The organism is Serratia bockelmannii, from assembly GCF_051803255.1.
Lineage (GTDB): Bacteria > Pseudomonadota > Gammaproteobacteria > Enterobacterales > Enterobacteriaceae > Serratia > Serratia bockelmannii.
This window is the reverse complement of sequence record NZ_CP196512.1, coordinates 3600179-3622786: the sequence shown is the minus strand read 5'-3', so window position 1 is coordinate 3622786 and position 22608 is coordinate 3600179. Positions and strand designations below refer to the sequence as shown.

General features: G+C 58.3%; 21 protein-coding genes. 15 read left to right on the top strand and 6 right to left on the bottom strand.

What is annotated here, in order from left to right:
• Nucleotides 1–87 precede the first annotated feature (87 nt).
• The gene (gene yfcG, locus ACSJLU_RS17240) at nt 88–717 is read right to left on the bottom strand and encodes a GSH-dependent disulfide bond oxidoreductase (protein ID WP_043140104.1); all 630 of its coding nucleotides are present in this window, start codon (nt 715–717) and stop codon (nt 88–90) included.
• A gap of 233 nt (nt 718–950) precedes the next feature.
• On the opposite strand from yfcG, the gene yfcE reads away from it, so the two are divergent.
• Both yfcE and yfcD read left to right on the top strand, forming a co-directional pair.
• Nucleotides 951–1502, top strand: coding sequence for a phosphodiesterase (gene yfcE, locus ACSJLU_RS17235; RefSeq protein ID WP_025303680.1), 552 nt, complete (start codon nt 951–953; stop codon nt 1500–1502).
• Between the two features lie 99 nt (nt 1503–1601).
• Complete coding sequence (gene yfcD, locus ACSJLU_RS17230) at nt 1602–2147, top strand: NUDIX hydrolase YfcD (RefSeq protein WP_004936086.1); 546 nt, start codon at nt 1602–1604, stop codon at nt 2145–2147.
• Between the two features lie 54 nt (nt 2148–2201).
• Here the strand turns inward: yfcD and ACSJLU_RS17225 are convergent, their stop codons facing one another.
• Nucleotides 2202–3221: a LacI family DNA-binding transcriptional regulator gene (locus tag ACSJLU_RS17225; protein WP_089181150.1), complete on the bottom strand. Its 1020-nt coding sequence runs from the start codon at nt 3219–3221 to the stop codon at nt 2202–2204.
• A gap of 310 nt (nt 3222–3531) precedes the next feature.
• On the opposite strand from ACSJLU_RS17225, the gene ACSJLU_RS17220 reads away from it, so the two are divergent.
• From ACSJLU_RS17220 to ACSJLU_RS17200, 5 genes are all read left to right on the top strand, one after another.
• Nucleotides 3532–3975, top strand: coding sequence for a PTS sugar transporter subunit IIA (locus ACSJLU_RS17220; protein ID WP_025303677.1), 444 nt, complete (start codon nt 3532–3534; stop codon nt 3973–3975).
• Nucleotides 3976–4067: 92 nt separating this feature from the next.
• Nucleotides 4068–4349 (top strand): PTS sugar transporter subunit IIB, encoded by a 282-nt coding sequence (locus ACSJLU_RS17215; protein ID WP_025303676.1) that lies wholly within the window; start codon nt 4068–4070, stop codon nt 4347–4349.
• 23 nt (nt 4350–4372) lie between these two features.
• Nucleotides 4373–5752, top strand: a complete 1380-nt coding sequence (locus ACSJLU_RS17210; RefSeq protein ID WP_043140091.1) for a PTS ascorbate transporter subunit IIC — start codon at nt 4373–4375, stop codon at nt 5750–5752.
• A gap of 12 nt (nt 5753–5764) precedes the next feature.
• Entirely contained in the window at nt 5765–6616 is an 852-nt protein-coding gene (locus tag ACSJLU_RS17205) for a transketolase (protein WP_089196114.1), read from the top strand.
• A complete protein-coding gene (locus ACSJLU_RS17200) occupies nt 6609–7568 on the top strand; it encodes a transketolase family protein (protein ID WP_043140084.1) in 960 nt (319 codons plus the stop codon). The genes ACSJLU_RS17205 and ACSJLU_RS17200 overlap by 8 nt, the downstream gene beginning before the upstream one ends.
• Before the next feature lie 63 nt (nt 7569–7631).
• Here ACSJLU_RS17200 and pta read toward each other — a convergent pair whose 3' ends face one another.
• Entirely contained in the window at nt 7632–9794 is a 2163-nt protein-coding gene (gene pta / locus ACSJLU_RS17195; protein ID WP_043140081.1) for a phosphate acetyltransferase, read from the bottom strand.
• 74 nt (nt 9795–9868) lie between these two features.
• A complete protein-coding gene (gene ackA, locus ACSJLU_RS17190; RefSeq protein WP_025303669.1) occupies nt 9869–11071 on the bottom strand; it encodes an acetate kinase in 1203 nt (400 codons plus the stop codon).
• Between the two features lie 358 nt (nt 11072–11429).
• On the opposite strand from ackA, the gene yfbV reads away from it, so the two are divergent.
• The 4 genes from yfbV (at nt 11430) to ACSJLU_RS17170 (ending at nt 15127) form a co-directional block, all read left to right on the top strand.
• Entirely contained in the window at nt 11430–11885 is a 456-nt protein-coding gene (gene yfbV / locus ACSJLU_RS17185) for a terminus macrodomain insulation protein YfbV (RefSeq protein WP_004936061.1), read from the top strand.
• A gap of 143 nt (nt 11886–12028) precedes the next feature.
• Entirely contained in the window at nt 12029–12523 is a 495-nt protein-coding gene (locus ACSJLU_RS17180) for a YfbU family protein (protein ID WP_016926898.1), read from the top strand.
• Between the two features lie 17 nt (nt 12524–12540).
• Nucleotides 12541–13197, top strand: a complete 657-nt coding sequence (locus tag ACSJLU_RS17175; RefSeq protein ID WP_049207312.1) for a sugar phosphatase — start codon at nt 12541–12543, stop codon at nt 13195–13197.
• Between the two features lie 97 nt (nt 13198–13294).
• The gene (locus ACSJLU_RS17170; RefSeq protein ID WP_043140070.1) at nt 13295–15127 is read left to right on the top strand and encodes an SLC13 family permease; all 1833 of its coding nucleotides are present in this window, start codon (nt 13295–13297) and stop codon (nt 15125–15127) included.
• A 27-nt stretch (nt 15128–15154) separates the two neighbouring features.
• On the opposite strand, the gene yfbR is transcribed toward ACSJLU_RS17170, so the two are convergent.
• Nucleotides 15155–15754, bottom strand: a complete 600-nt coding sequence (gene yfbR / locus ACSJLU_RS17165; protein WP_025303666.1) for a 5'-deoxynucleotidase — start codon at nt 15752–15754, stop codon at nt 15155–15157.
• A 107-nt stretch (nt 15755–15861) separates the two neighbouring features.
• Entirely contained in the window at nt 15862–17076 is a 1215-nt protein-coding gene (locus ACSJLU_RS17160) for a pyridoxal phosphate-dependent aminotransferase (protein ID WP_025303665.1), read from the bottom strand.
• Nucleotides 17077–17932: 856 nt separating this feature from the next.
• Here ACSJLU_RS17160 and lrhA point away from each other — a divergent pair.
• The 4 genes from lrhA to nuoC all read left to right on the top strand — a co-directional run bounded on the left by lrhA (nt 17933) and on the right by nuoC (nt 22606).
• The gene (gene lrhA, locus ACSJLU_RS17155; RefSeq protein WP_025303664.1) at nt 17933–18877 is read left to right on the top strand and encodes a transcriptional regulator LrhA; all 945 of its coding nucleotides are present in this window, start codon (nt 17933–17935) and stop codon (nt 18875–18877) included.
• Between the two features lie 708 nt (nt 18878–19585).
• Nucleotides 19586–20023: an NADH-quinone oxidoreductase subunit NuoA gene (nuoA, locus tag ACSJLU_RS17150; RefSeq protein WP_025303663.1), complete on the top strand. Its 438-nt coding sequence runs from the start codon at nt 19586–19588 to the stop codon at nt 20021–20023.
• Between the two features lie 15 nt (nt 20024–20038).
• Nucleotides 20039–20713 carry a NuoB/complex I 20 kDa subunit family protein gene (locus ACSJLU_RS17145; protein WP_004936039.1) on the top strand — a complete coding sequence of 225 codons (675 nt, stop codon included), beginning with the start codon at nt 20039–20041 and terminating at the stop codon, nt 20711–20713.
• A 96-nt stretch (nt 20714–20809) separates the two neighbouring features.
• Nucleotides 20810–22606 carry an NADH-quinone oxidoreductase subunit C/D gene (gene nuoC, locus ACSJLU_RS17140; protein WP_025303662.1) on the top strand — a complete coding sequence of 599 codons (1797 nt, stop codon included), beginning with the start codon at nt 20810–20812 and terminating at the stop codon, nt 22604–22606.
• Nucleotides 22607–22608 lie beyond the last annotated feature (2 nt).

Here is a 22608-nt window from a genome sequence, read left to right as displayed (position 1 = left end):
ATTAGCGTTCAGAATACACGGAAAGTAAGGAAAAGATAACGAGGGGACGATGTGACTCCCCGGCCGACGGGGAGTCGGGGAAGGCGCTTAGCCTTGTTCGGCCAGTTTGTAGGCGCGCTCGGTCGCCGGGCGGTTGCTGATGCGCTCGAACCAGTTGCGCACCGCTGGGTAATCTGCCAGATCGATGCGTTGACGCGGATGCGATACGACCCACGGATAGGTGGCGATATCGGCGATGCTGTAGTTGTCGCCGCCCAGGTACGGGTGTTTTTGCAGTTCAGCTTCCAGCACGCCGTACAGCCGCTTGGTCTCCAGATGGTAACGCTCGATGGCGTAAGGCACCGGCTGCGGCGCGTAGTGATTAAAGTGGTGATTCTGCCCGAGCATCGGCCCGAACCCGGCCACCTGCCAGAACAACCACTGTAGGGTCGCGGCGCGTTCGCGCAGGCCGGTGCTCAGCAGCTTGCCGGTCTTCTCCGCCAGATACAGCAGGATTTCCCCGGATTCGAACAGGCTGATTGGCGCGCCGCCGTCCACCGGTTGCTGATCGACGATCGCCGGGATTTTGTTGTTGGGAGAAATGCTCAGAAAGTCCGGTTTGAACTGGTCGCCGGCGCTGATGTTTACGCGATGGATACGGTAGGGTAAGCCGACCTCTTCCAAAAACAAGGTGATCTTGTGACCATTGGGAGTAGGCGCGTAATACAGGTCAATCATGTTGCCTCCTGCGGTAAGGTGATCTGTAATTCATTACACGTTGCTGCGGTCTTCGCCGCGCACAAAGGTATATCAGAGATCCAACAATAGCAGCTAAGGATAGCAGGCTATGTGGGATTCGTCCGATGCTATCTGCGCAGTTGGATCACAATTCTCTACCGGGGCGGGCGGCGGTTTGCCGTACGGCGCCGGCGCGGTAAAATGACGCTTATTTCCCTCTATAGGACAAGGTTATGAAGCTGATGTTCGCCTCGGATATCCACGGATCGCTGCCGGCCACCGAACGCGTGCTGGAATTATTCGCACAACACGGCGCTGACTGGCTGATTCTTCTGGGTGATTTGCTGAATCACGGCCCGCGCAACGCGCTGCCGGCCGGCTATCAGCCCGCTCAGGTTGCCGAACGATTGAATCGCTATAGCGACAAGATCATCGCCGTTCGCGGCAATTGTGACAGCGAGGTCGATCAGATGCTGCTGACGTTTCCTATCGAGGCGCCGTGGCAACAGGTTCTACTGCAAAAAAGACGATTGTTTTTGACCCACGGTCACCTTTATCATCCTTCGGCACTGCCGCCGTTATCCCGCGGTGACGTCCTGGCCTACGGCCATACGCATCTGCCGCAGGCGGAGCGGCAGGGTGAGATCTATTGCTTCAATCCGGGCTCGGTCAGCATCCCGAAAGGGGGCTTCCCGGCTAGCTACGGCATGTTGGATCGGGGCACTTTGCGCGTGCTGACGCTCGACGACGGCAAGGTCGTCGCGGAGGTGGCGTTAACACGCTAAACGCACTAATTTATACACACACAATAAAAATCTTTGAAAAACACTCATTGATTAACCAGCGCGCGGGATGCATCGCGCCAAAATAGAAGGTTTTAGAGGATGGCGGAACAGGGTCAGGCTGCAGATACCGAATGGGTTGATATCGTCGACGAGCAAAACGAGGTGATTGCGCAATCCAGTCGTCAACAGATGCGGGCGGAGCGGCTGCGTCATCGTGCGACCTATATTGTGGTGCATGATGGGATGGGAAAAATTCTGGTGCAGCGTCGCACCGAGATTAAAGACTTCTACCCGGGCTGGTTGGACGCGACGGCGGGTGGCGTAGTGCAAAGCGGTGAAAACGTGCTGGATTCGGCGCGCCGCGAGGCGGAAGAAGAGCTGGGCATCGCCGGCGTGCCTTTCGCCGAACATGGTCTGTTCTACTTCGAAGAAGAGCAGTGCCGGGTGTGGGGCGCGCTGTTCAGCTGCGTGTCACACGGCCCGTTTGCACTGCAGGAAGAAGAAGTGGCCGAGGTGTGCTGGCTGACGCCGGAAGAGATCACCGCTCGCTGCGACGAGTTTACCCCGGATTCGCTGAAGGCGCTGTCGCTGTGGCTGACGCGCAACAACGAACAGGATTACGGTAAGCCGCTCGACAACCACTGAGGCGCCAACGCGTGAGAAAGCCGGTCATCGACCGGCTTTTTTTACGGTTCGGATTCAGCAGCTGTCGCGGCGGCACAGCGTGGCGGGCAGGGTGCCTTCCGGCAGCCAGGGCTGTTCGTTCAGCCGTGCCAGCAGCGCCTGGCCGGCCTGAATGCCGATATCGCGATGCGGAATGGTCATGGTGGTCAGCGGCGGCTGGCACACCCGGCCGAACTCGCTGTTGCCGAACCCCACCACCGCCAGATTGTCCGGCACCCTGATGCGCCGCCGCTGGCATTCGTACAGTGCGCCGCCGGCCAGTTCGTCCGAGGCGCACACCAGCGCGTCCAGTTCCGGCCAGGCCAGCAAGAATTCCGGCAGCTGCTGCGCACCGGTGCTGAAGCTGGCGGGCTGCGCGGCGTTGATCACCCGATGCGGCGACATATGGTTGCGCAGCAGCGCCTTGTGCCAGCCCTGCAGGTGCTGCTGGAAAATCCACTGTTCCTGATTGGCGCACAGCAGCCCGATATTCTGATAGCCGCTGGCGATCACCGTTTGCGTCAGCTGATACATGGCCGCCACATAGTCGATGCCGATGCTCATATCGATCGGATCGGCGCGCACGGCGCCGATCTCCACCACCGGAATGTTGGCGGCGATCAACGCGTTGCGGGCGTTTTGCGAATGCTCGACGCTGAGCAGCACCGCCGCCGCGAGGTTGTAAGAGAGCAGCGTCTCCAGCAGCTTTTCTTCGCGCTCCAGGTGGTGCTGCGACTCCGCCAGCATGATGTGATAGCCGGCCGGCTGCAGCACTTTCTGCAGGCCGGCGAACATCTCGGCGCAGCCAGATTCGGACAGGCTGGGCACCACCATGGCGATGGTGTAGGACGAGGCCGACGCCAGCGAACTAGCGGCCAGATTGGGCAGGTAGCCCAGTTCGCTCACCGCGGCTTCAATCTTCTCGCGCAGTTTGTCTGAAACCTGCTCCGGCGTGCGCAGCGCGCGCGACACCGTCATGGTGCCGACGCCCGCCAGCTGCGCTACGTCAGCCAACGTCACCCTGCCTGTGCTGCGTCGTTTTTTACCGATCGACATGCCTAATCCCGACTGAAATGCGCGAGCGGCGCATAAAAATGGTGAGGGTGGGAAGCCGACGGCGCGGCTTCGACGATCCCCGTATGCGGCACATTCTACCCCGTTACCCGAAAGAGCGAGAAAAAATTGTGGTTAACGCCATGCCGCCACGCGGTGTTTTGATAGCGCTATCACAGATTCGCATGATAGCGCTTTGGTAGCGCTATCTTTGTGATATCCATCACTGTGTCGCCGAGAGGGGTTGATTAAAGTTTTACCGTCGTCGGTGAATTAATCACCGGCCGAAACCATCAACGTTTGGGAGGGTAATGTGCTGAAAGAGTGGCTGACCGCCGATCATATACAGCTGTGCGAACGGGTGGAGGACTGGCGCCAGGCGGTCACGCTGAGCGCGCAGCCGCTGCTGCAAGGCGGCGTGATTACGCCGAATTACCTGACGGCTATCTTTCATCAGCAGGAGAAGCTCGGCCCTTACTTCGTCCTGGCGCCGGGCATCGCCATGCCGCACGCCAGGCCGGAGGAGGGCGCCAACGCGCTGGGGCTGTCGCTGTTGAAGATCCATCAGGGCGTGAATTTCCATTCCGCGGATAACGATCCGGTTCAGGTGGTGGTGATGCTTTCGGCGCCCGACGGCAACAGCCACATTGAAATGATTTCGCAGTTGGCGGAATTATTTTCCGATAACTCGGCGATGGAGGCGTTATTTCACGCCACAGATAAACGGCAAATTGAGGATATTATCGCCCGCTATTAACGTTTAATCACCAGGAACACGATTAATGCTAACAACGCTGGGAATATGACCGGCGGCGCTACCCTACACGCTAAATTCAACAGGTGGATATTATGAAAATCATGGCGATTTGCGGTTCCGGTCTCGGCAGCAGTTTTATGGTGGAAATGAACATTAAAAAAGTGCTGAAAAAGATGGGGGTGGAGGCCGAAGTCGAACACTCCGATCTGTCGTCCGCTACCCCCGGCGCCGCCGACGTGTTCGTGATGGCGAAAGACATCGCCGACAGCGCCAGCGTACCGGCCGAGCAGCTGGTGGTGATCAGCAACATCATCGACATTAATGAGCTGGAAGCCAAGCTGCGCGCTTACTTCGAAGCCCACTCAATCATCTAAATAAAACGATTGGCGAGGTGGATATGTTTATCCAGGAAACGCTTAAGTTTGTGGTGGATATATTAAAGGTGCCTTCGGTGCTGGTCGGGCTTATTGCGCTGATCGGTTTGCTGGCGCAAAAGAAATCGTTTTCCGACGTGGTGAAAGGCACGGTAAAAACTATTCTCGGCTTTATCGTTTTGGGCGGCGGTGCCACGGTATTGGTCGGATCGCTCAATCCGCTGGGCGGCATGTTCGAACATGCGTTCAATATTCAGGGCATCATTCCGAACAATGAAGCGATCGTCTCCATCGCGCTGGAGAAATACGGCGCCTCCACCGCGTTGATCATGGCGTTCGGCATGGTGGCGAACATCGTGGTGGCACGGTTCACCCGGCTGAAATACATCTTCCTGACCGGCCACCACACCTTCTACATGGCCTGCATGATCGGCATCATCCTGACGGTGGCGGGCTTCGAGGGCGTGCAGTTGGTGTTTACCGGTGCGCTGACCCTGGGGCTGGTGATGGCGTTCTTCCCGGCGATCGCCCAGCGCTATATGCGCCGCATTACCGGCAACGACGATATCGCTTTCGGCCACTTCGGCACCCTGGGCTATGTGTTGTCCGGCTGGATCGGCTCGAAGGTGGGCAAAAACTCGCGCTCGACCGAGGAGATGAACCTGCCGAAAAACCTCAGTTTCTTGCGTGACAGTTCCATTTCGATCTCGATGACCATGATTGTCATCTACCTGATCCTGGCGATCTGCGCCGGGCGGGCCTATGTGGAAAGCGAGCTCAGCGGCGGCCAGAACTACCTGGTGTATTCGATTATCCAGGCCATCACCTTCGCCGCCGGGGTATTCATCATTCTGCAAGGCGTGCGCTTGATTCTGGCGGAGATTGTGCCGGCGTTCACCGGTTTCTCGGAAAAGCTGGTGCCTAACGCGCGGCCGGCGCTGGATTGCCCGGTGGTCTATCCCTATGCCCCCAACGCGGTGCTGATCGGCTTCCTGTTCAGCTTCCTTGGCGGGTTGGCCGGGCTGTTCCTGCTGGGGCAGCTGAAAATGGTGTTGATCCTGCCCGGCGTGGTGCCGCATTTCTTCACCGGCGCTACCGCCGGGGTGTTCGGCAACGCCACCGGCGGGCGGCGCGGCGCGATGCTGGGCGCCTTTGCCAACGGGCTGCTGATCACCTTCCTGCCGGTGCTGCTGTTGCCGGTGCTGGGGGCGCTTGGCTTTGCCAACACCACCTTCTCCGACGCCGACTTCGGCGTGATCGGCATCCTGCTGGGCAACATGGCGCGCTTTATGTCGAAGGAGATGATCATGCTGGCGATCGTCGCCGTGTTCGCGCTGCTGGTGGCGCATAACTTCCTGGGAAAACGCAAAGGCGCGCCGGCCGCTGACCGCGTCGAGAAATAACGAGGCAGACTGATGAACTACACAACGAGCGAAACGGAAATTGAAGAGCTGCAGACCCTGGCGCGCGCGATCCGCCTGGAAACATTGAAGGCGTTGACCGGGCTGGGCTTCGGCCACTACGGCGGCTGCATGTCGGTGGTGGAGACGCTGGCGGTGCTGTACGGCAGCGTGATGCGTATCGATCCGGCGGATCCGGACTGGCCGGAGCGCGATGACTTCGTGCTGTCGAAGGGGCACGCCGGCCCGGCGCTGTACAGCACGCTGGCGATCAAGGGCTACTTCCCGCTGGCGGAGCTGAAGACCCTCAACCAGAACGGCACGCGTCTGCCTAGCCACCCGGACCGATTGCGCACGCGCGGCGTGGACGCCACCACCGGTTCACTGGGGCAGGGCGTGTCGATCGCCGCCGGCATGGCGTTATCCCATCGGCTGGCGGGGCGTCGTAACCGGGTGTTCAGCATCCTCGGCGACGGTGAGCTGAACGAAGGGCAGTGCTGGGAGGCGTTCCAGTTTATCGCCCACCACAACCTGAACAACCTGACGCTGTTCATCGATTACAACAAGCAACAGCTAGACGGTGCGCTGGACGAGGTGATCCAACCGTTCGATCTGGCCGCCAAGTTCCGCGCTTTCGGCTTTGAGGTGCAGACCATCAAGGGCGACGACATCGCGGCGCTGCTGGCGGCGGTGGCGCCGGCGCGCGTCGGTGAACAGCGGCCGCTGGCGATCGTGCTCGACAGCATCAAGGGACAGGGGGTGACCTATCTGGAAAACCTGTCGAACTCACACCACCTGCGCCTGACGCCGGACGTGCAGCTGGAAATCGAAAAAGCCATCGCCGAACTGGAGGCCGCCCATGTTTAACGTAGTGACCCAGTTGGAAAACGACGCCGTCGAAATGCGCAAAGTCTATGCCGGCGCGGTGCGTCGGCAGATAGAAGCGGGCGCACCGATCATCGCGCTGGAGGCCGATTTGATGAGCTCGATGGCGATGGACGGCGTGCACAAGGATCACCCGCAGCACGTGATTAACTGCGGCATCATGGAGGCCAACGTGATCGGCGTCGCCGCCGGGCTGTCGCTCACCGGCAGGGTGCCGTTCGTGCATACCTTTACCGCCTTCGCCAGCCGCCGCTGTTTCGATCAGCTGTTCATGTCGCTGGATTATCAGCGCAACAATGTCAAGGTGATCGCCTCCGACGCCGGGGTGAGCGCCTGCCACAACGGCGGCACCCATATGTCGTTCGAGGACATGGGCATCGTGCGCGGGCTGGCGCACTCGGTGGTGCTGGAAGTGACCGACGCCACCATGTTCGCCGACATTCTGCGCCAGCTGATGGATCTACGCGGCTTCTACTGGGTGCGCACCATCCGCAAGCAGGCGACGCGCATCTACCAGGAAGGCTCGCGCTTTACCATCGGCAAGGGCAACCTGCTGCGCGACGGCGACGACATTACGCTGATTGCCAATGGCATCATGGTGGCGGAGGCGCTGAAGGCGGCGCAGATGCTGGCGCGGCAGGGCGTCAGCGCGGCAGTGATCGATATGTTCACCCTCAAGCCTATCGACCGTGAACTGATCAAAACCTACGCGGCCAAGACCGGACGCATCGTCACCTGTGAAAATCACAGCATTCATAACGGGCTGGGATCCGCAGTGGCGGAGGTGCTGGCGGAAGAGTGCCCGACGCCGATGCGGCGCGTGGGGGTGAAGGAGCGTTACGGTCAGGTGGGCACCCAGGCGTTTTTACAGCAGGAGTACGGCCTGACCGCCGAGCATATTCTGGAGGCTGCCGGGCAGTTGCTGGCGCGTTAGGGAACGCAAAAGAAAAGCGCCGGTCAATGACCGGCGCTTTTTTATCGCTCAACCTGAAGAATATCAGGCCTTGGCGGCGGCAGCGTCAGCCTGGGAAGACTGGATCGCCGTCAGCGCAACGGTGTAGACGATATCGTCAACCAGTGCGCCGCGCGACAGGTCGTTCACCGGCTTGCGCATGCCTTGCAGCATCGGCCCGATGGAAACCAGGTCAGCGGAGCGCTGTACCGCTTTGTAGGTGGTGTTGCCGGTGTTCAAATCCGGGAAGATGAACACGGTCGCCTGGCCAGCCACCGGTGAGTTCGGCGCCTTGGACTTGGCAACGTCGGCCATGATGGCGGCGTCGTACTGCAGCGGGCCGTCGATGATCAGATCCGGGCGTTTTTCCTGCGCCAGACGGGTCGCTTCGCGCACTTTCTCGACGTCGCTGCCCGCACCGGAGTTACCGGTGGAGTAGGAGATCATCGCTACGCGCGGCTCGATGCCGAAGGCCGCGGCGGAATCCGCAGACTGGATGGCGATTTCAGACAGCTGCTCGGCGGTCGGATCCGGGTTGATCGCGCAGTCGCCGTAGACCAGTACCTGGTCAGGCAACAGCATGAAGAATACGGAGGACACCAGCGAGCTGCCCGGTGCGGTTTTGATCAGCTGCAACGGCGGACGGATGGTGTTGGCGGTGGTGTGAACTGCGCCGGAGACCAGACCGTCGACTTCGCCTTGTTCCAGCATCAGGGTGCCGAGCACCACGTTGTCTTCCAGCTGCTCGCGCGCGACCACTTCGGTCATGCCCTTGCTCTTGCGCAGCTCAACCAGACGCGGCACGTAGTTTTCACGTACGGCGACCGGATCGACGATTTCGATGCCTTTGCCCAACTCAACGCCCTGTGCTGCCGCTACGCGCTGGATCTCGTCCGGGTTGCCGAGCAGCACGCATTCCGCGATGCCGCGTTCGGCACAGATGGCCGCCGCTTTCACGGTACGCGGCTCGTCGCCTTCCGGCAGCACGATGCGTTTGCCGGCTTTACGCGCCAGCTCGGTCAGTTCGTAACGGAACGCCGGTGGAGACAGGCGGCGTGAACGCTCAGAGGTGGCGGTCAGCGAGTCGATCCACTCGGTGTTGATGTGGCTGGCCACGTAGTTCTGCACTTTCTCGATGCGCTGGTGGTCGTCCGCCGGCACTTCGAGGTTGAAGCTCTGCAGGCTCAGCGAGGTTTGCCAGGTGTTGGTGTCAACCATGAACACCGGCAGGCCGGTTTGGAAGGCGCGTTCGCACAGCTTCTTGATCGGCTCGTCGATGGCGTAGCCGCCGGTCAGCAGGATGGCGCCGATTTCCACGCCGTTCATCGCCGCCAGGCAGGCGGAGACCAGCACGTCAGGACGGTCTGCGGAGGTCACCAGCAGAGAGCCTGGGCGGAAGTGTTCCAGCATGTGCGGGATGCTGCGCGCACAGAAGGTCACGGACTTCACGCGGCGGGTCATGATGTCGCCTTCGTTGACCACGCGGGCCTTCAGGTGGCGAGCCATGTCGATGGCGCGGGTGGCGATCAGATCGAAGCTCCACGGCACGCAGCCCAGAACCGGCAGCGGGCTGTTGGCGAACAGCTGCGCAGGATCGACGTGGGCGATGCTGGCTTTGGTGGAGTCGTCGAAGATTTCGGACAGGTCAGGACGGGTACGGCCCTGATCGTCGACCGGTGCGTTCAGCTTGTTGATGATAACGCCGGTGATGTTTTTGTTCTTGCTGCCGCCGAAGCTGGTGCGCGCCAGTTCGATGCGCTCTTTCAGCTGCGCCGGGGAGTCGTTGCCCAGCGCCAGCACGAAGACGATCTCGGCGTTCAGGGTTTTGGCGATCTCGTAGTTCAGCGCGTTGGCGAACTGGTGTTTGCGAGTCGGCACCAGGCCTTCGATCAGCACCACTTCCGCGTCTTTGGTGTTCTCGTGGTAACGCGCCACGATCTCTTCCATCAGCACGTCTTGCTGGTTGGAGCTCAGCAGGCCCTCAACGTAGTCCATGCGCAGCGGTTCGGCCGCCGTAATGGTGGAGTTGCTGCTGCGGATGATGGTGGTGGTCTGGTCGAGCGCGTTGTCGCCGGTGCGCGGTTGAGCGATAGGCTTGAACACGCTCAGACGAACGCCTTTTTGCTCCATGGAGCGGATGACACCCAGGCTGACGCTGGTCAGGCCGACGCTGGTGCCGGTGGGGATCAACATAATAGTACGTGACACAGAATAGTCCTCTTCACGATTAACATGAGGCTAAAACAACACCGTCAGCCTGGGCTGACGGTGTTTTGAGAGCATTACGCGGTCAGGCGGGATGCGTCCTGCGCGATGACCAACTCTTCGTTGGTCGGGATCACCAGCGCCAGGCGGCTGCCGTCTTTGGTGATGGCGCCGGATTTGCCGAAGCGAGCGGCCATGTTGCGGTCGTGGTCGATTTCGAAGCCCAGCAGGCCCAGTTTGTTCAGGGTCAGCTCACGCACCATGCCGGCGTTCTCGCCGATGCCGCCGGTGAAGATCACCGCGTCCAGACGGCCTTCCATCAGCGCGCTGTAGGCGCCGACGTATTTGGCCAGACGGTGGCAGAACACGTCCATGGCGCGTTTGGCGTCGGCTTTGCTGTCGTAGTTGTCTTCAACGTAACGGCAATCGCTGGTGACTTCGGTCAGGCCCAGCAGGCCGGATTCTTTGGTCAGCATCTTGTTGATCTGGTCAACGCTCATGCCCAGAGAATCGTGCAGGTGGAAGATGATAGCCGGATCGATGTCACCGCTGCGGGTGCCCATCACCAGGCCTTCCAGCGGGGTCAGACCCATGGAGGTGTCAACGCACTGGCCGTTGCGCACTGCGGTGACGGAGCCGCCGTTGCCCAGGTGGCAAGTGATCACGTTCACTTCTTCTACCGGCTTGTTCAGCATCTTCGCGGCTTCTTGAGTCACGTAGAAGTGGCTGGTGCCGTGCGCGCCGTAGCGGCGAACGCCGTGGTCGCGGTACAGGCTGTACGGCAGGGCGTACAGGTAAGATTCTTCCGGCATGGTCTGGTGGAACGCGGTGTCGAACACGGCAACGTTCTTGTCGGCCAGGTTAGGGAAGGATTTCAGCGCTTCCGCGATGCCGATCAGGTGAGCTGGGTTGTGCAGTGGTGCAAACGGCACGGAATCTTTGATACCCTGCAGAACTTCGTCGTTGATAACGGCAGAAGCGGTGAACTTCTCGCCGCCGTGCACGATGCGGTGGCCGATGGCGGTCAGCTGCGCGGAAAGCTCTGGTTTTTGTGCCAGAATAGTATTAACAATGAAGTTCAGCGCTTCGCTGTGTGCAGCGCCGGCCCCCAGGGCAGCTTCGTGTTTGGCGCCGTCCATTTTCCACTTGATGCGAGCTTCAGGCAGGTGGAAACACTCGGCCAAACCGGAGAGGAATTCGTCGCCGTTAACGGCATCGATGATGGCGAATTTCAGAGAAGAACTGCCGCAGTTAAGAACCAGTACTAGCTTACTCGACATGGAAGTACCTACTTAAATAGTCGTGTTGTTAAAAGAAAATCGAACACACGTGGTGAATTAATCGTCAATCAGACAACAAGCGTAGCGCATAGTGCCGATGACATTTATGATTAACATCATGTGAAGTGCACAAATCACAGGATGATGGAAAAACCGATGATTTCTCTGCGGTTTAAATAATCTTGATTTTTATAGGGCTAAAAGTTGACAAAATTTACGTCATCTTCTACCGGCCACAAGGCCGGCTTAGGATACCGATAGCCCGGTGCAAACACAAAATAAATTTAAAGCTTCAAATTTTTTAGTATGGTCTCTGGCAGCACGCTTTTAGTTTCTTTACGTGACGTTGAGGTACGCAATGACGAGCAAACCGTCCGGTTCCGTAAGCTGGTTTCAGGTCTTCCAGCGCGGGCAGCATTATATGAAAACCTGGCCGTCGGACAAACGTCTGGCACCGGTCTTTCCGGAGAATCGCGTTGCGCGTGCCACCCGTTTCGCTATCCGTTTCATGCCGCCGTTGGCGATTTTCACGCTGACCTGGCAGATCGCGCTGGGCGGCCAGCTGGGCCCGGCGATCGCCACCGCGCTGTTCGCCTGCAGCCTGCCGATGCAGGGCTTGTGGTGGCTGGGGCGCCGTTCGGTCACGCCGCTGCCGCCGACGCTGCTGCAATGGTTCCATGAGGTGCGCAACAAGCTGACGGAAGCCGGGCAGGCGGTGGCGCCGCTCGAAGGCACGCCGACCTATCAGACGTTGGCCGATCTGCTCAAGCGCGCCTTCAAGCAGCTGGACAAAACCTTCCTCGACGATCTGTAAATGAAAAAAGGCCGCGCTGATGCGGCCTTTCTCGTCAAAGCGGCAATAACCCCGGTTTAAATCAAAGAACGGTCGAGTTGTGATTTCCTGCGTTCTTGCGCTGTGCGATGCTCCCGCCATCACACAGAAATGAGGAAATCCTGATGGAAATGACCAACGCCCAGCGGCTGATCCTGTCGAACCAGTACAAGATGATGACCCTGCTCGATCCGGACAACGGCGACCGTTATCGCCGGTTGCAAACCATCGTCGAACGCGGCTTCGGTTTGCAAATGCGCGAACTGGATCGCGACTTCGGCGAACTGAGCGAAGAGGTGTGCCGCACCATCATCAACGTGATGGAGATGCACCATGCGCTGCAGGTTTCCTGGGGCAACCTGAAAGAGAAGCAGGATCTGGACGAGCGCCGCCTGGCGTTTCTCGGCTTCGACGCCGCTACCGAGGCGCGCTACCTGAGCTACGTGCGTTTCCTGGTCAGCACCGAGGGGCGTTATACTCACTTCGATTCCGGTAGCCACGGTTTTAACGCCCAGACCAAAATGTGGGAAAAGTACCAGCGTATGCTGGCGATCTGGCTGGCCTGTCCGCGCCAGTATCACTTGAGCGCCGTTGAGATAGCGCAAATCATCAATGCTTGATTAAGAAGAGGTTTTCTGTGGAGTGTAAGGGTTTTCTGTTCGATCTTGATGGCACCCTGGTGGATTCTCTGCCGGCGGTAGAGCGTGCCTGGACGCACTGGGCCGAGCGCCGCGGCGTCGATCCGCAAGCGGTGCTGGACTTCATTCACGGTAAACAGGCCATTACTTCTCTGCGCCACTTTATGCCGGACGAAAGCGAAGCGGAAATTCAGCGCGAGTTCCAACTGCTGGAGCAGGTGGAAGCGCAGGATACCGACGGCGTTCGCGCGCTGCCGGGCGCCATCGCGCTGCTGGAGCGCCTGAACGCGCTCGGCATCCCTTGGGCGATCGTCACCTCCGGTTCGGTGCCAGTGGCCGGTGCTCGCCGCCAGGCCGGCGGTTTGCCGCAGCCGGCGGTGTTCATCACCGCCGAGCAGGTTAAACACGGTAAGCCACAGCCCGATGCCTACCTGCTGGGCGCCGAGCGCCTGGGGCTGGCGCCGCACGAGTGCGTGGTGGTTGAAGACGCGCCGGCCGGCATTCTTTCGGGTCTGGCTGCGGGCTGTCAGGTGATTGCGGTCAACGCCCCGGCCGATGCGCCGAAGCTGGAGCAGGTCGACCTGCGGCTGGATTCGCTGGCGCAGATCGCCGTCGATAAAACGGCGCAGGGCGCGATCGTTCGCCGGCTGGCCTGAGTGGCATTATCTTCACCCTAATTGATTAGACCCCGCTTCGGCGGGGTTTTTTTATGCTATTTTTTAGACCCTTGGACATTTGCCGGATGAGGCCGTTTTGAACAGCGAATTACTGTGGGTGCTGAGTTTACTGCTGATTGCCATCGTGCTGTTTACCACCAACAAGCTGCGGATGGACGTGGTGGCGCTGTTGGTGATTATCGCCTTCGTGCTGAGCGGCACGCTCAGCCTGCAGGAAGCGACGGTCGGTTTCAGCGATCCCAACGTGATTTTGATCGCCGCGCTGTTCGTGATCGGCGAAGGGTTGGTGCGTACCGGCGTGGCCTATCAGGTGGGCGACTGGTTGGTGAAAGTGGCCGGCAGCAGCGAAACCAAAATGTTGATGCTGCTGATGGTGACGGTCGCCGGGCTGGGCGCGTTCATGAGCTCGACCGGCGTGGTGGCGATCTTTATCCCGGTGGTGCTCAGCGTGACGGCCAGAATGAAGATCGCGCCGGGGCGGCTGATGATGCCGCTCAGCTTCGCTGGGCTTATCAGCGGCATGATGACGCTGGTGGCCACGCCGCCCAACATGGTGGTCAACAGCGAACTGGTGCGGGAAGGCATCCATGGTTTCGGTTTCTTCAGCGTGACGCCCATTGGCCTGGTGGTGCTGGCGCTGGGTGTCGGCTACATGCTGATCGCCCGGCGTTGGCTGGGCAGCGGTGACACCGGCAAAGCCGGAGATGACTGGCAGCGTCGTACCTTCCGCGACCTGATCCGTGATTACAAGCTGACCGGCCGCGCGCGGCGGCTGGCTGTCCGCAGCGCTTCGCCGCTGATCGGACGTTCGCTGGATGAACTGCACCTGCGTGCGCGCTATGGTGCCAACGTGGTGGGCATCGAGCGCTGGAAACGCTTCCGGCGGGTGATGGTCAGCGCCTCCGGCAGCACCGAGCTGCGCGAGGGCGACGTCCTCTTGATCGACATGTCGGACAGCCAGGTCGATCTGCGCGAATTCTGCGGCGAGCAGCGGCTGGAGCCGATGGTGCTGCGCGGCGATTACTTCTCTGAACAGTCGCGCAACGTCGGCATGGCTGAAGTGTCGCTGATCCCGGACTCGGCGCTGCTGGGCAAAAGCCTGCGCGAAGCGGCGTTCCGCAGCCGCTACGATCTGAATGTGGTGGGCATCCGCCGCCACGGCGAGACCCTGAGCGGCAAGCTGGTGGACGAGCCGCTGGAGCTGGGCGACATTTTGCTGGTGATCGGCGACTGGAAGGCGATTCGTCAGCTGCAGGCCAAAACCCACGACTTTATCGTGCTCAACCTGCCGGCCGAAGTGGACGAAGTGGCGCCGGCCATCACCCAGGCGCCGCACGCGCTGTTTTGCCTGGCGTTGATGGTGGCGATGATGCTGACCGACGAAATTCCCAACCCGATCGCGGCGCTGATCGCCTGCCTGCTGATGGGCAAGTTCCGCTGTATCGACATGGAGAGCGCCTATAAATCGATCCATTGGCCGAGCATCATTTTGATCGTCGGCATGATGCCGTTCGCGCAGGCGCTGCAAAAGACCGGCGGGGTGGATCTGATCGTCCGCGGGCTGATGGACGTCGCCGGCGGCGCGGGGCCGCGCGTGATGCTGCTGTGCCTGTTCGTCTTGTGCGCCACCATTGGCCTGTTTATTTCCAATACCGCGACGGCGGTGCTGATGGCGCCGATCGCCATTGCCGCCGCGCGCGAAATGGGCGTCTCGCCATACCCGTTCGCGATGATTATCGCCATCGCCGCGTCCGCCGCCTTTATGACGCCGGTCTCTTCACCGGTCAACACGCTGGTGCTGGGGCCGGGCAATTACAAGTTCGGCGATTTCGTGCGTCTCGGCGTGCCGTTCACCCTGTTGGTGATGGCGGTCAGCGTGATTGTGGTGCCGTGGCTCTACGGTTTTTAACGGCGCAGCGAGGCTGCGCCGGTGGGGTTACAGCGAGCTGTCGAGGCTGATTTCGTCCAATGACAGGCTGAAACTGGGAATGAACACGTCCATAAAGTAGTCCATTTCCGGGCTGCGGCGCTGTTCCAGGGTTTTATCCAGCCGCGCCTTGGCCAGGGTGAATTCATTGTTGCCGGCAGAGAGTTCCTCCAGACATTTCAGGTAGGCGCACAGCGCGTCTGCCTGCTTCACTACCTGCTTTTCATCTTCGCTGTAGTAGTGCTCATCGAGAATGGTGCGGAAATCGTTGCGCAGCTCAGCGGGGATCATGTCCAGCAGCTTTTGCTGGGCGATCTTTTCGATCTTCTTGTATTCATGGGCGATCTGCGGATTGTAGTACTTGATCGGCGTCGGCATGTCGCCGGTGATCACTTCGCTGGCGTCGTGATACATCGCTAACAGCGCAACGCGGTCGGCATTGAGGTTGCCGTTGAATTTGCGGTTCTTGATCACCGCCAACGCGTGGGCGACGAAAGCCACCTGCAGACTGTGTTCGGAGACGTTCTCGGTACGCACGTTGCGCATCAGTGGCCAGCGGTTGATCAGTTTCAGGCGGGACAGATGGGCGAAGAAATGGCTCTGGCTCATGGTGCTCTCTTTAACGGCAAGTGAGGGCCCCATTGTGAAGCAGTGACGGCGAATTTTGCAACCGGGCAATAAGAGAAGGGCGCAGCAAGGCGCTGCGCCCCAGGCGATTACTGGTGGTAACCTTCAAGGAAGCGGCCCAGCTTGCCGACCGCCATTTCCAGTTCGTCTACGCGCGGCAGGGTGACGATGCGCACGTGATCCGGGTAAGGCCAGTTGAACGCCGAACCTTGCACCAGCAGCACTTTTTCCTGTAGCAACAGATCCAGCACCAGCTTCTGGTCGTCGTGGATGTTGAAGCGTTTGGCATCGATGCGCGGGAACATGTACAACGCGCCCTGCGGCTTCACGCAAGAGACGCCCGGGATGTCGTTGAGCAATTCCCAGGTGCGGTTGCGTTGTTCGTACAGGCGGCCGCCGGGCTGAATGAATTCGCTGATGCTCTGATAACCGCCCAGCGCGGTCTGAATGGCGTGCTGCATCGGCACGTTGGCGCACAGGCGCATCGAAGCCAGCATCTCCAGCCCTTCGATATAGCCTTTGGCGTGCTTCTTCGGCCCGTTCAGCACCATCCAGCCCTGGCGGAAGCCCGCCACGCGGTAGGTTTTCGACAGGCCGTTGAAGGTCACGGTCAGCAGATCTGGCGCCAGTGCGGCGATCGAGTGGTGTTCGGCGTCGTCGTACAGGATCTTGTCGTAGATCTCGTCGGCGAAGATGATCAGGTTGTGTTGACGGGCGATCTCGACGATCTGTTCCAACAGCGCTTTGCTGTAAACCGCGCCGGTCGGGTTGTTTGGGTTGATGATCACGATACCGCGGGTGCGCGGGGTGATCTTGCTGATGATATCGTCCAGATCCGGGAACCAGCCGGCCTGCTCATCGCACAGGTAGTGCACGGCCTTGCCGCCGGACAGCGATACCGCAGCGGTCCACAGCGGGTAGTCCGGCGCCGGTACCAGCATTTCGTCGCCGCTGTTGAGCAGCGCCTGCATGGATTGGACGATCAGCTCAGAGACGCCATTGCCAATGTAGATATCCTCAACGGTCACGTCACGCATGTTGCGCGCCTGATAGTGCTGCATGATCGCTTTACGCGCCGAGAAGAGGCCCTTGGAGTCGGAGTAGCCTTGCGCCGTGGGCAGATTGCGGATCACGTCGACCAGGATTTCGTCCGGGGCGTCGAAACCGAACGGGGCAGGGTTGCCGATGTTCAGTTTCAGGACTTTGTTGCCTTCTTCTTCAAGACGTTTAGCTTCTTTAAGCACCGGGCCGCGAATGTCATAGCAGACGTTGTCCAGTTTGCTGGATTTCTCAATGGGGGACATAAAAAGTTGAGCCTTTTGCTGGGATAGGGGCGCTCCTACCGTGGGACGCCGCAACCCGCCCAATGTACTCCTGGCGTAGTTGCTTTTGAAGGGTTTTGCACGCCTTTGGTGCAAATGCATGTCGTAACGGGGGATTTTAGTTATGATAAGCAAAGGTAAAGTTATTTTGTGGTTCATAATTTCATGAACTATAATTTTACTAGGGTTTTGTTCTGTTAAATCAAGCGTCGATAAACGAGACGTGCCGGCGATCGCGGCCGGCAGCAGTGAACTGATAAGCCGAAAGGGAGAATAGGCTTCAATAAACTGTAAAGGAACGATAATACCGGAGTAGTCTGATAGCGGGGTGTCGGTTCGCGCACCACACTAAGGAAAATGACATATTTACATTAGCTTTACTTTATATTTTACCTTAAGCATTGTTTATGTGGTTATAAGATTATTATTTAAAGCAAAAATCTTAATGATTGAATTTATTAAATTCATTGAGTAGTAACATGAAGTCGGTACCGTTAATTATTTATCTTTTTTGCTCTGGAATGCAGTCTGAAGGCCGGTTGATAAGGGTTCTCAGTAGCACGAATGGAGTGGAAATTAGGCAGTATGAATGAGTAAAATCTCAGGTTCGGTGGGGGTTTTCCCTTTTCACCGGTATTCAGTCCCCCGCGTTCTATAAGCACCATCGATAGATCGCATTTTAAAAAGCGATAGAGGTAACGAATCATAAGTAATTTTTTTGCCCTCCACTTATGAGTGGGGTACTGTCATAACAGGCGCCGTCCTTTTCAACGGCGTCTGAGAAACACACCAGGGTAGTAGTTCGTAAATTAGAATTTAAAAAAGTGAAGAATACACTATGACAACTGCAAATCGTCCGATACTTAATCTCGACCTCGATCTGCTAAGAACCTTTGTTGCGGTTGCTGATTTGAATACCTTCGCCGCGGCGGCTGTTGCCGTTTGCCGTACTCAATCAGCCGTCAGTCAACAAATGCAGCGATTAGAGCAACTGGTCGGCAAAGAACTGTTTGCCCGCCATGGGCGCAACAAACTCCTGACTGAGCATGGTATTCAGCTTCTCGGTTATGCCAGGAAGATCCTGCGCTTTAACGACGAAGCCTGTACCTCGCTGATGTACAACAATATAAAAGGTGTTCTGACCATCGGTGCTTCCGACGACACCGCCGATACCATTCTGCCTTTCCTGTTGAACCGCGTGACCGCCATCTATCCGAAGCTGGCCATTGACGTGCGCGTAAAGCGCAGTACGACGATGGTCGATCTGCTGGAAGAGGGCGAGATCGATCTGGCGGTGACCACGGCCGATCCTGCCGGGCACCCGCACATCGTGCTGCGCACGTCGCCGACGCTGTGGTATTGCGCCGCCGATTATCACTATCAGGCCGGCGAACCGATCCCGCTGGTGGTAATGGATGAGCCAAGCCCGTTCCGCGCGCTGGCGATTAAACAGTTGGACGAAGCCGGTATTCCGTGGCGTATCGCCTACGTCGCCTCCACGCTGTCCGCGGTGCGGGCGGCCTGTAAAGCCGGCCTGGGCGTGACCGCACGGCCGATCGAGATGATGAGCCCCGATCTGCGGGTGCTGGGCGCGGTGGAAGGTTTGCCGCCGCTGCCGGATACCCAGTATGCGCTGTGCAAAAACGCGCAGTGCAGCAACGAGCTGGCGATGGCCATCTTCAGCGCGATGCAGGGCGGCAATGACGGCTATGGCTTCAACGGTGCGGAAGGCGGTCTCCAGAGCGATCAGGATGACGCCAGCCTGGTGGACGAAGAAGAATAACGTCGCGGCGCGATATCTGATGAAAAACCTCTGCTTCGGCGGAGGTTTTTTTTGCCCTTTTTTTACCTAAAAATTTATTTATATGTATTTGGCTTGTATTTTCAATTGAATTGGCTGTTTTGTTAACTTTTAAGCGTTAATGAAAAGAGAGTTTGGCCGGGTTTAATACGCTAAGTTCGTTTTTTGAGCAATAAGATTGAATGGGTTAAAGGCATGGTAATAGCAGGGGTATTTTGTTAGCTTATAGCGGCCGTTTTTGCGGCTCAATTTGAGGAAAATTGTTAAAGGGCCACACTTTTTTTGAGGATTTATGCTGAAAACGTGTCCTGGATCAAAAAAATACCCCTAGGTAGTGAGTGGAAGAACAGGGAATTCCTGAGACAATGGTATAGTAAAACTGAAATGTGCATGTTGGTTTATATCTATCTGTTTCTACACAAAAATTAACTGACACGATTTAGCCTGTCCCTGGCGCATCAAATGTTAATCAAATGATACGTATGTAAACTAGTGTGTAGATACTTTTGTCAAAGTTGACAAAAGGTTATAGAAAGGAGTAAAAAGCCCACAGAAAAACGCTGCCTAACTCGCTGTAAAAGCAGTTTGTTTGTGTGGTTATTTATCCTTCCCTTAAATCGATGTGGCGCACTAACTGCCGGTGACAAGAGCAGTGCGATCGACGCCACTTTTGATGAGTAAGCATAGAGTATGTCAACAACCACTGAAGTTATCGCTCATCACTGGGCGCTCGCCGTATTTCTCGTTGTGGCTATCGGGCTCTGCGGCTTAATGCTGCTGGGCGCGTTCTTCTTGGGCGGGAGAGCCCGGGCGCGCGCCAAACACACCCCGTTTGAATCAGGCATCGACTCGGTCGGCACGGCGCGCATGCGCTTGTCCGCCAAGTTCTACCTGGTGGCCATGTTCTTCGTTATTTTCGACGTTGAAGCCTTATACCTGTATGCCTGGTCGGTCTCGGTTCGCGAGAGCGGTTGGGTAGGCTTTATCGAAGCCGCCATTTTCATTTTGGTGCTATTGGCCGGTCTGGTTTATCTGGTGCGCATCGGCGCGTTGGATTGGACTCCGGCGCGTTCCCAACGCCGCAGCAAACCGAGCACGATCACTAACACCAACAGTCATCCGCAGTAACAGCGAGGCATTAAGATGGACTATACGCTCACCCGCATAGACCCGAACGGTGAGAACGACCGTTATCCCCTGCAAAAACAGGAGATCGTCGCCGATCCCCTGGAACAACAGGTCCACCGCACGGTTTACATGGGTAAACTCGAACATGCGCTGCATGACATGGTGAACTGGGGGCGTAAAAACTCTATTTGGCCGTATAACTTCGGCCTTTCGTGCTGTTACGTGGAGATGGTGACGTCGTTTACCGCCGTTCACGACGTGGCGCGTTTCGGTGCGGAAGTGTTGCGCGCCTCCCCGCGTCAGGCTGACCTGATGGTGGTGGCCGGTACCTGTTTCACCAAGATGGCCCCGGTCATCCAGCGCCTGTACGAGCAGATGCTGGAACCGAAGTGGGTGATCTCGATGGGCGCCTGCGCCAACTCCGGTGGTATGTACGACATCTATTCCGTGGTGCAGGGCGTGGACAAGTTCCTGCCGGTCGACGTGTACATTCCCGGCTGCCCACCGCGTCCGGAAGCCTACATGCAAGCGCTGATGCTGCTGCAGGAATCTATCGGCAAAGAACGTCGCCCGCTGTCGTGGGTTGTCGGCGATCAGGGCGTTTACCGCGCCAATATGCAGTCTGAAAGAGAGCGTAAACACGGCGAGCGCATCGCGGTGACCAACCTCCGGACGCCTGACGAGATTTAAGACGTTCATTTAACGTCCATCTTAGTGCGCTATTGGTTAACACAGCGAAAAGTGAAACTTGCGGCGAATAACCCTTTAGTGTGGTGAAAAAAAATTATGACAGATTTGACGACGCACGACGCCTTGCCTGCCTGGCAGACCCGAGATCACCTTGACGACCCGGTGATCGGCGAACTGCGCAACCGTTTTGGGCCGGAAGCCTTTACTGTTCAGGCCACCCGTACCGGCATGCCCGTGGTATGGGTTAAACCTGACCAGTTACTGGAAGTAATGACGTTCCTGAGAAAACAGCCGAAGCCGTATGTCATGCTGTTCGATCTGCATGGCGTGGACGAACGTCTTCGCACCCACCGCGACGGCCTGCCCGCTGCGGATTTCTCCGTTTTCTACCATCTGATTTCCATCGAGCGCAACCGCGACATCATGCTGAAGGTGGCGCTGTCTGAAAAAGACCTGCACGTGCCCACGGCGACCAAGGTATTCCCGAACGCCAACTGGTATGAGCGCGAAACCTGGGAAATGTTCGGCATCACCTTCGACGGCCACCCGCACCTGTCGCGCATCATGATGCCGCAGACCTGGGAAGGGCACCCGCTGCGCAAGGACTACCCGGCGCGCGCCACCGAATTCGATCCTTTCGTGCTGACCAAGCAGAAAGAAGATCTGGAGATGGAAGCGCTGACCTTCAAGCCGGAAGACTGGGGCATGAAGCGCGGCACCGAGAACGAAGACTTCATGTTCCTCAACCTCGGCCCGAACCACCCGTCTGCGCACGGTGCGTTCCGCATCATTCTGCAGCTGGACGGCGAAGAGATCGTCGACTGCGTGCCGGACATCGGTTATCACCACCGCGGCGCCGAGAAGATGGGCGAGCGTCAATCCTGGCACAGCTACATTCCGTACACCGACCGCATCGAGTATCTCGGCGGCTGCGTGAACGAAATGCCTTACGTGCTGGCGGTCGAGAAGCTGGCCGGCATTAAGGTGCCTGAGCGCGTCGACACTATCCGCGTGATGCTGTCCGAGCTGTTCCGTATCAACAGCCACCTGCTGTATATCTCCACCTTCATTCAGGACGTCGGCGCGATGACCCCGGTGTTCTTCGCCTTTACCGACCGTCAGAAAATCTACGATCTGGTGGAAGCGATTACCGGCTTCCGTATGCACCCGGCCTGGTTCCGCATCGGCGGCGTCGCGCACGATCTGCCGCGCGGTTGGGATCGCCTGCTGCGTGAATTCCTCGACTGGATGCCGAAACGTCTGGATTCTTACGTGAAAGCGGCGCTGAAGAACAGCATCCTGAAAGGCCGTTCCATCGGCGTAGCGTCTTACAACGCCAAGGAAGCGCTGGAGTGGGGTGTGACCGGTGCCGGCCTGCGTGCTACCGGCGTTGAGTTCGACGTGCGTAAATGGCGTCCTTACTCCGGCTATGAGAACTTCGACTTCGAAGTGCCAGTGGGCGACGGCAACAGCGACTGCTACACCCGCGTGATGCTGAAGGTGGAAGAGCTGCGCCAGAGCCTGCGCATCCTCGAACAGTGCCTGAACAACATGCCGGAAGGCCCGTTCAAGGCCGATCACCCGCTGACCACGCCGCCGCCGAAAGAGCGCACGCTGCAGCACATTGAAACGCTGATCACCCACTTCCTGCAGGTTTCCTGGGGCCCGGTGATGCCAGCCAACGAATCATTCCAGATGATTGAAGCCACCAAAGGGATCAACAGCTACTACCTGACCAGCGACGGCAGCACCATGAGCTACCGCACCCGGGTACGTACGCCGAGCTTTGCGCACCTGCAGCAGATCCCATCGGTCATCCGAGGCAGCCTGGTTTCCGACCTGATCGTCTATCTGGGTAGTATCGATTTTGTAATGTCAGATGTGGACCGCTAACT

Coding starts and splice junctions, on each gene's coding strand:
- yfbV (WP_004936061.1), top strand. CDS start 11,430: ATGACGAGCAAACCGTCCGGTTCCGTAAGCTGGTTTCAGGTCTTCCAG.
- ACSJLU_RS17145 (WP_004936039.1), top strand. CDS start 20,039: ATGGACTATACGCTCACCCGCATAGACCCGAACGGTGAGAACGACCGT.
- nuoC (WP_025303662.1), top strand. CDS start 20,810: ATGACAGATTTGACGACGCACGACGCCTTGCCTGCCTGGCAGACCCGA.
- yfbR (WP_025303666.1), bottom strand. CDS start 15,754: ATGAGCCAGAGCCATTTCTTCGCCCATCTGTCCCGCCTGAAACTGATC.
- ACSJLU_RS17225 (WP_089181150.1), bottom strand. CDS start 3,221: ATGTCGATCGGTAAAAAACGACGCAGCACAGGCAGGGTGACGTTGGCT.
- ACSJLU_RS17210 (WP_043140091.1), top strand. CDS start 4,373: ATGTTTATCCAGGAAACGCTTAAGTTTGTGGTGGATATATTAAAGGTG.
- ACSJLU_RS17180 (WP_016926898.1), top strand. CDS start 12,029: ATGGAAATGACCAACGCCCAGCGGCTGATCCTGTCGAACCAGTACAAG.
- ACSJLU_RS17215 (WP_025303676.1), top strand. CDS start 4,068: ATGAAAATCATGGCGATTTGCGGTTCCGGTCTCGGCAGCAGTTTTATG.
- lrhA (WP_025303664.1), top strand. CDS start 17,933: ATGACAACTGCAAATCGTCCGATACTTAATCTCGACCTCGATCTGCTA.
- ACSJLU_RS17205 (WP_089196114.1), top strand. CDS start 5,765: ATGAACTACACAACGAGCGAAACGGAAATTGAAGAGCTGCAGACCCTG.
- ACSJLU_RS17160 (WP_025303665.1), bottom strand. CDS start 17,076: ATGTCCCCCATTGAGAAATCCAGCAAACTGGACAACGTCTGCTATGAC.
- yfcE (WP_025303680.1), top strand. CDS start 951: ATGAAGCTGATGTTCGCCTCGGATATCCACGGATCGCTGCCGGCCACC.
- nuoA (WP_025303663.1), top strand. CDS start 19,586: ATGTCAACAACCACTGAAGTTATCGCTCATCACTGGGCGCTCGCCGTA.
- yfcG (WP_043140104.1), bottom strand. CDS start 717: ATGATTGACCTGTATTACGCGCCTACTCCCAATGGTCACAAGATCACC.
- ACSJLU_RS17200 (WP_043140084.1), top strand. CDS start 6,609: ATGTTTAACGTAGTGACCCAGTTGGAAAACGACGCCGTCGAAATGCGC.
- yfcD (WP_004936086.1), top strand. CDS start 1,602: ATGGCGGAACAGGGTCAGGCTGCAGATACCGAATGGGTTGATATCGTC.
- ackA (WP_025303669.1), bottom strand. CDS start 11,071: ATGTCGAGTAAGCTAGTACTGGTTCTTAACTGCGGCAGTTCTTCTCTG.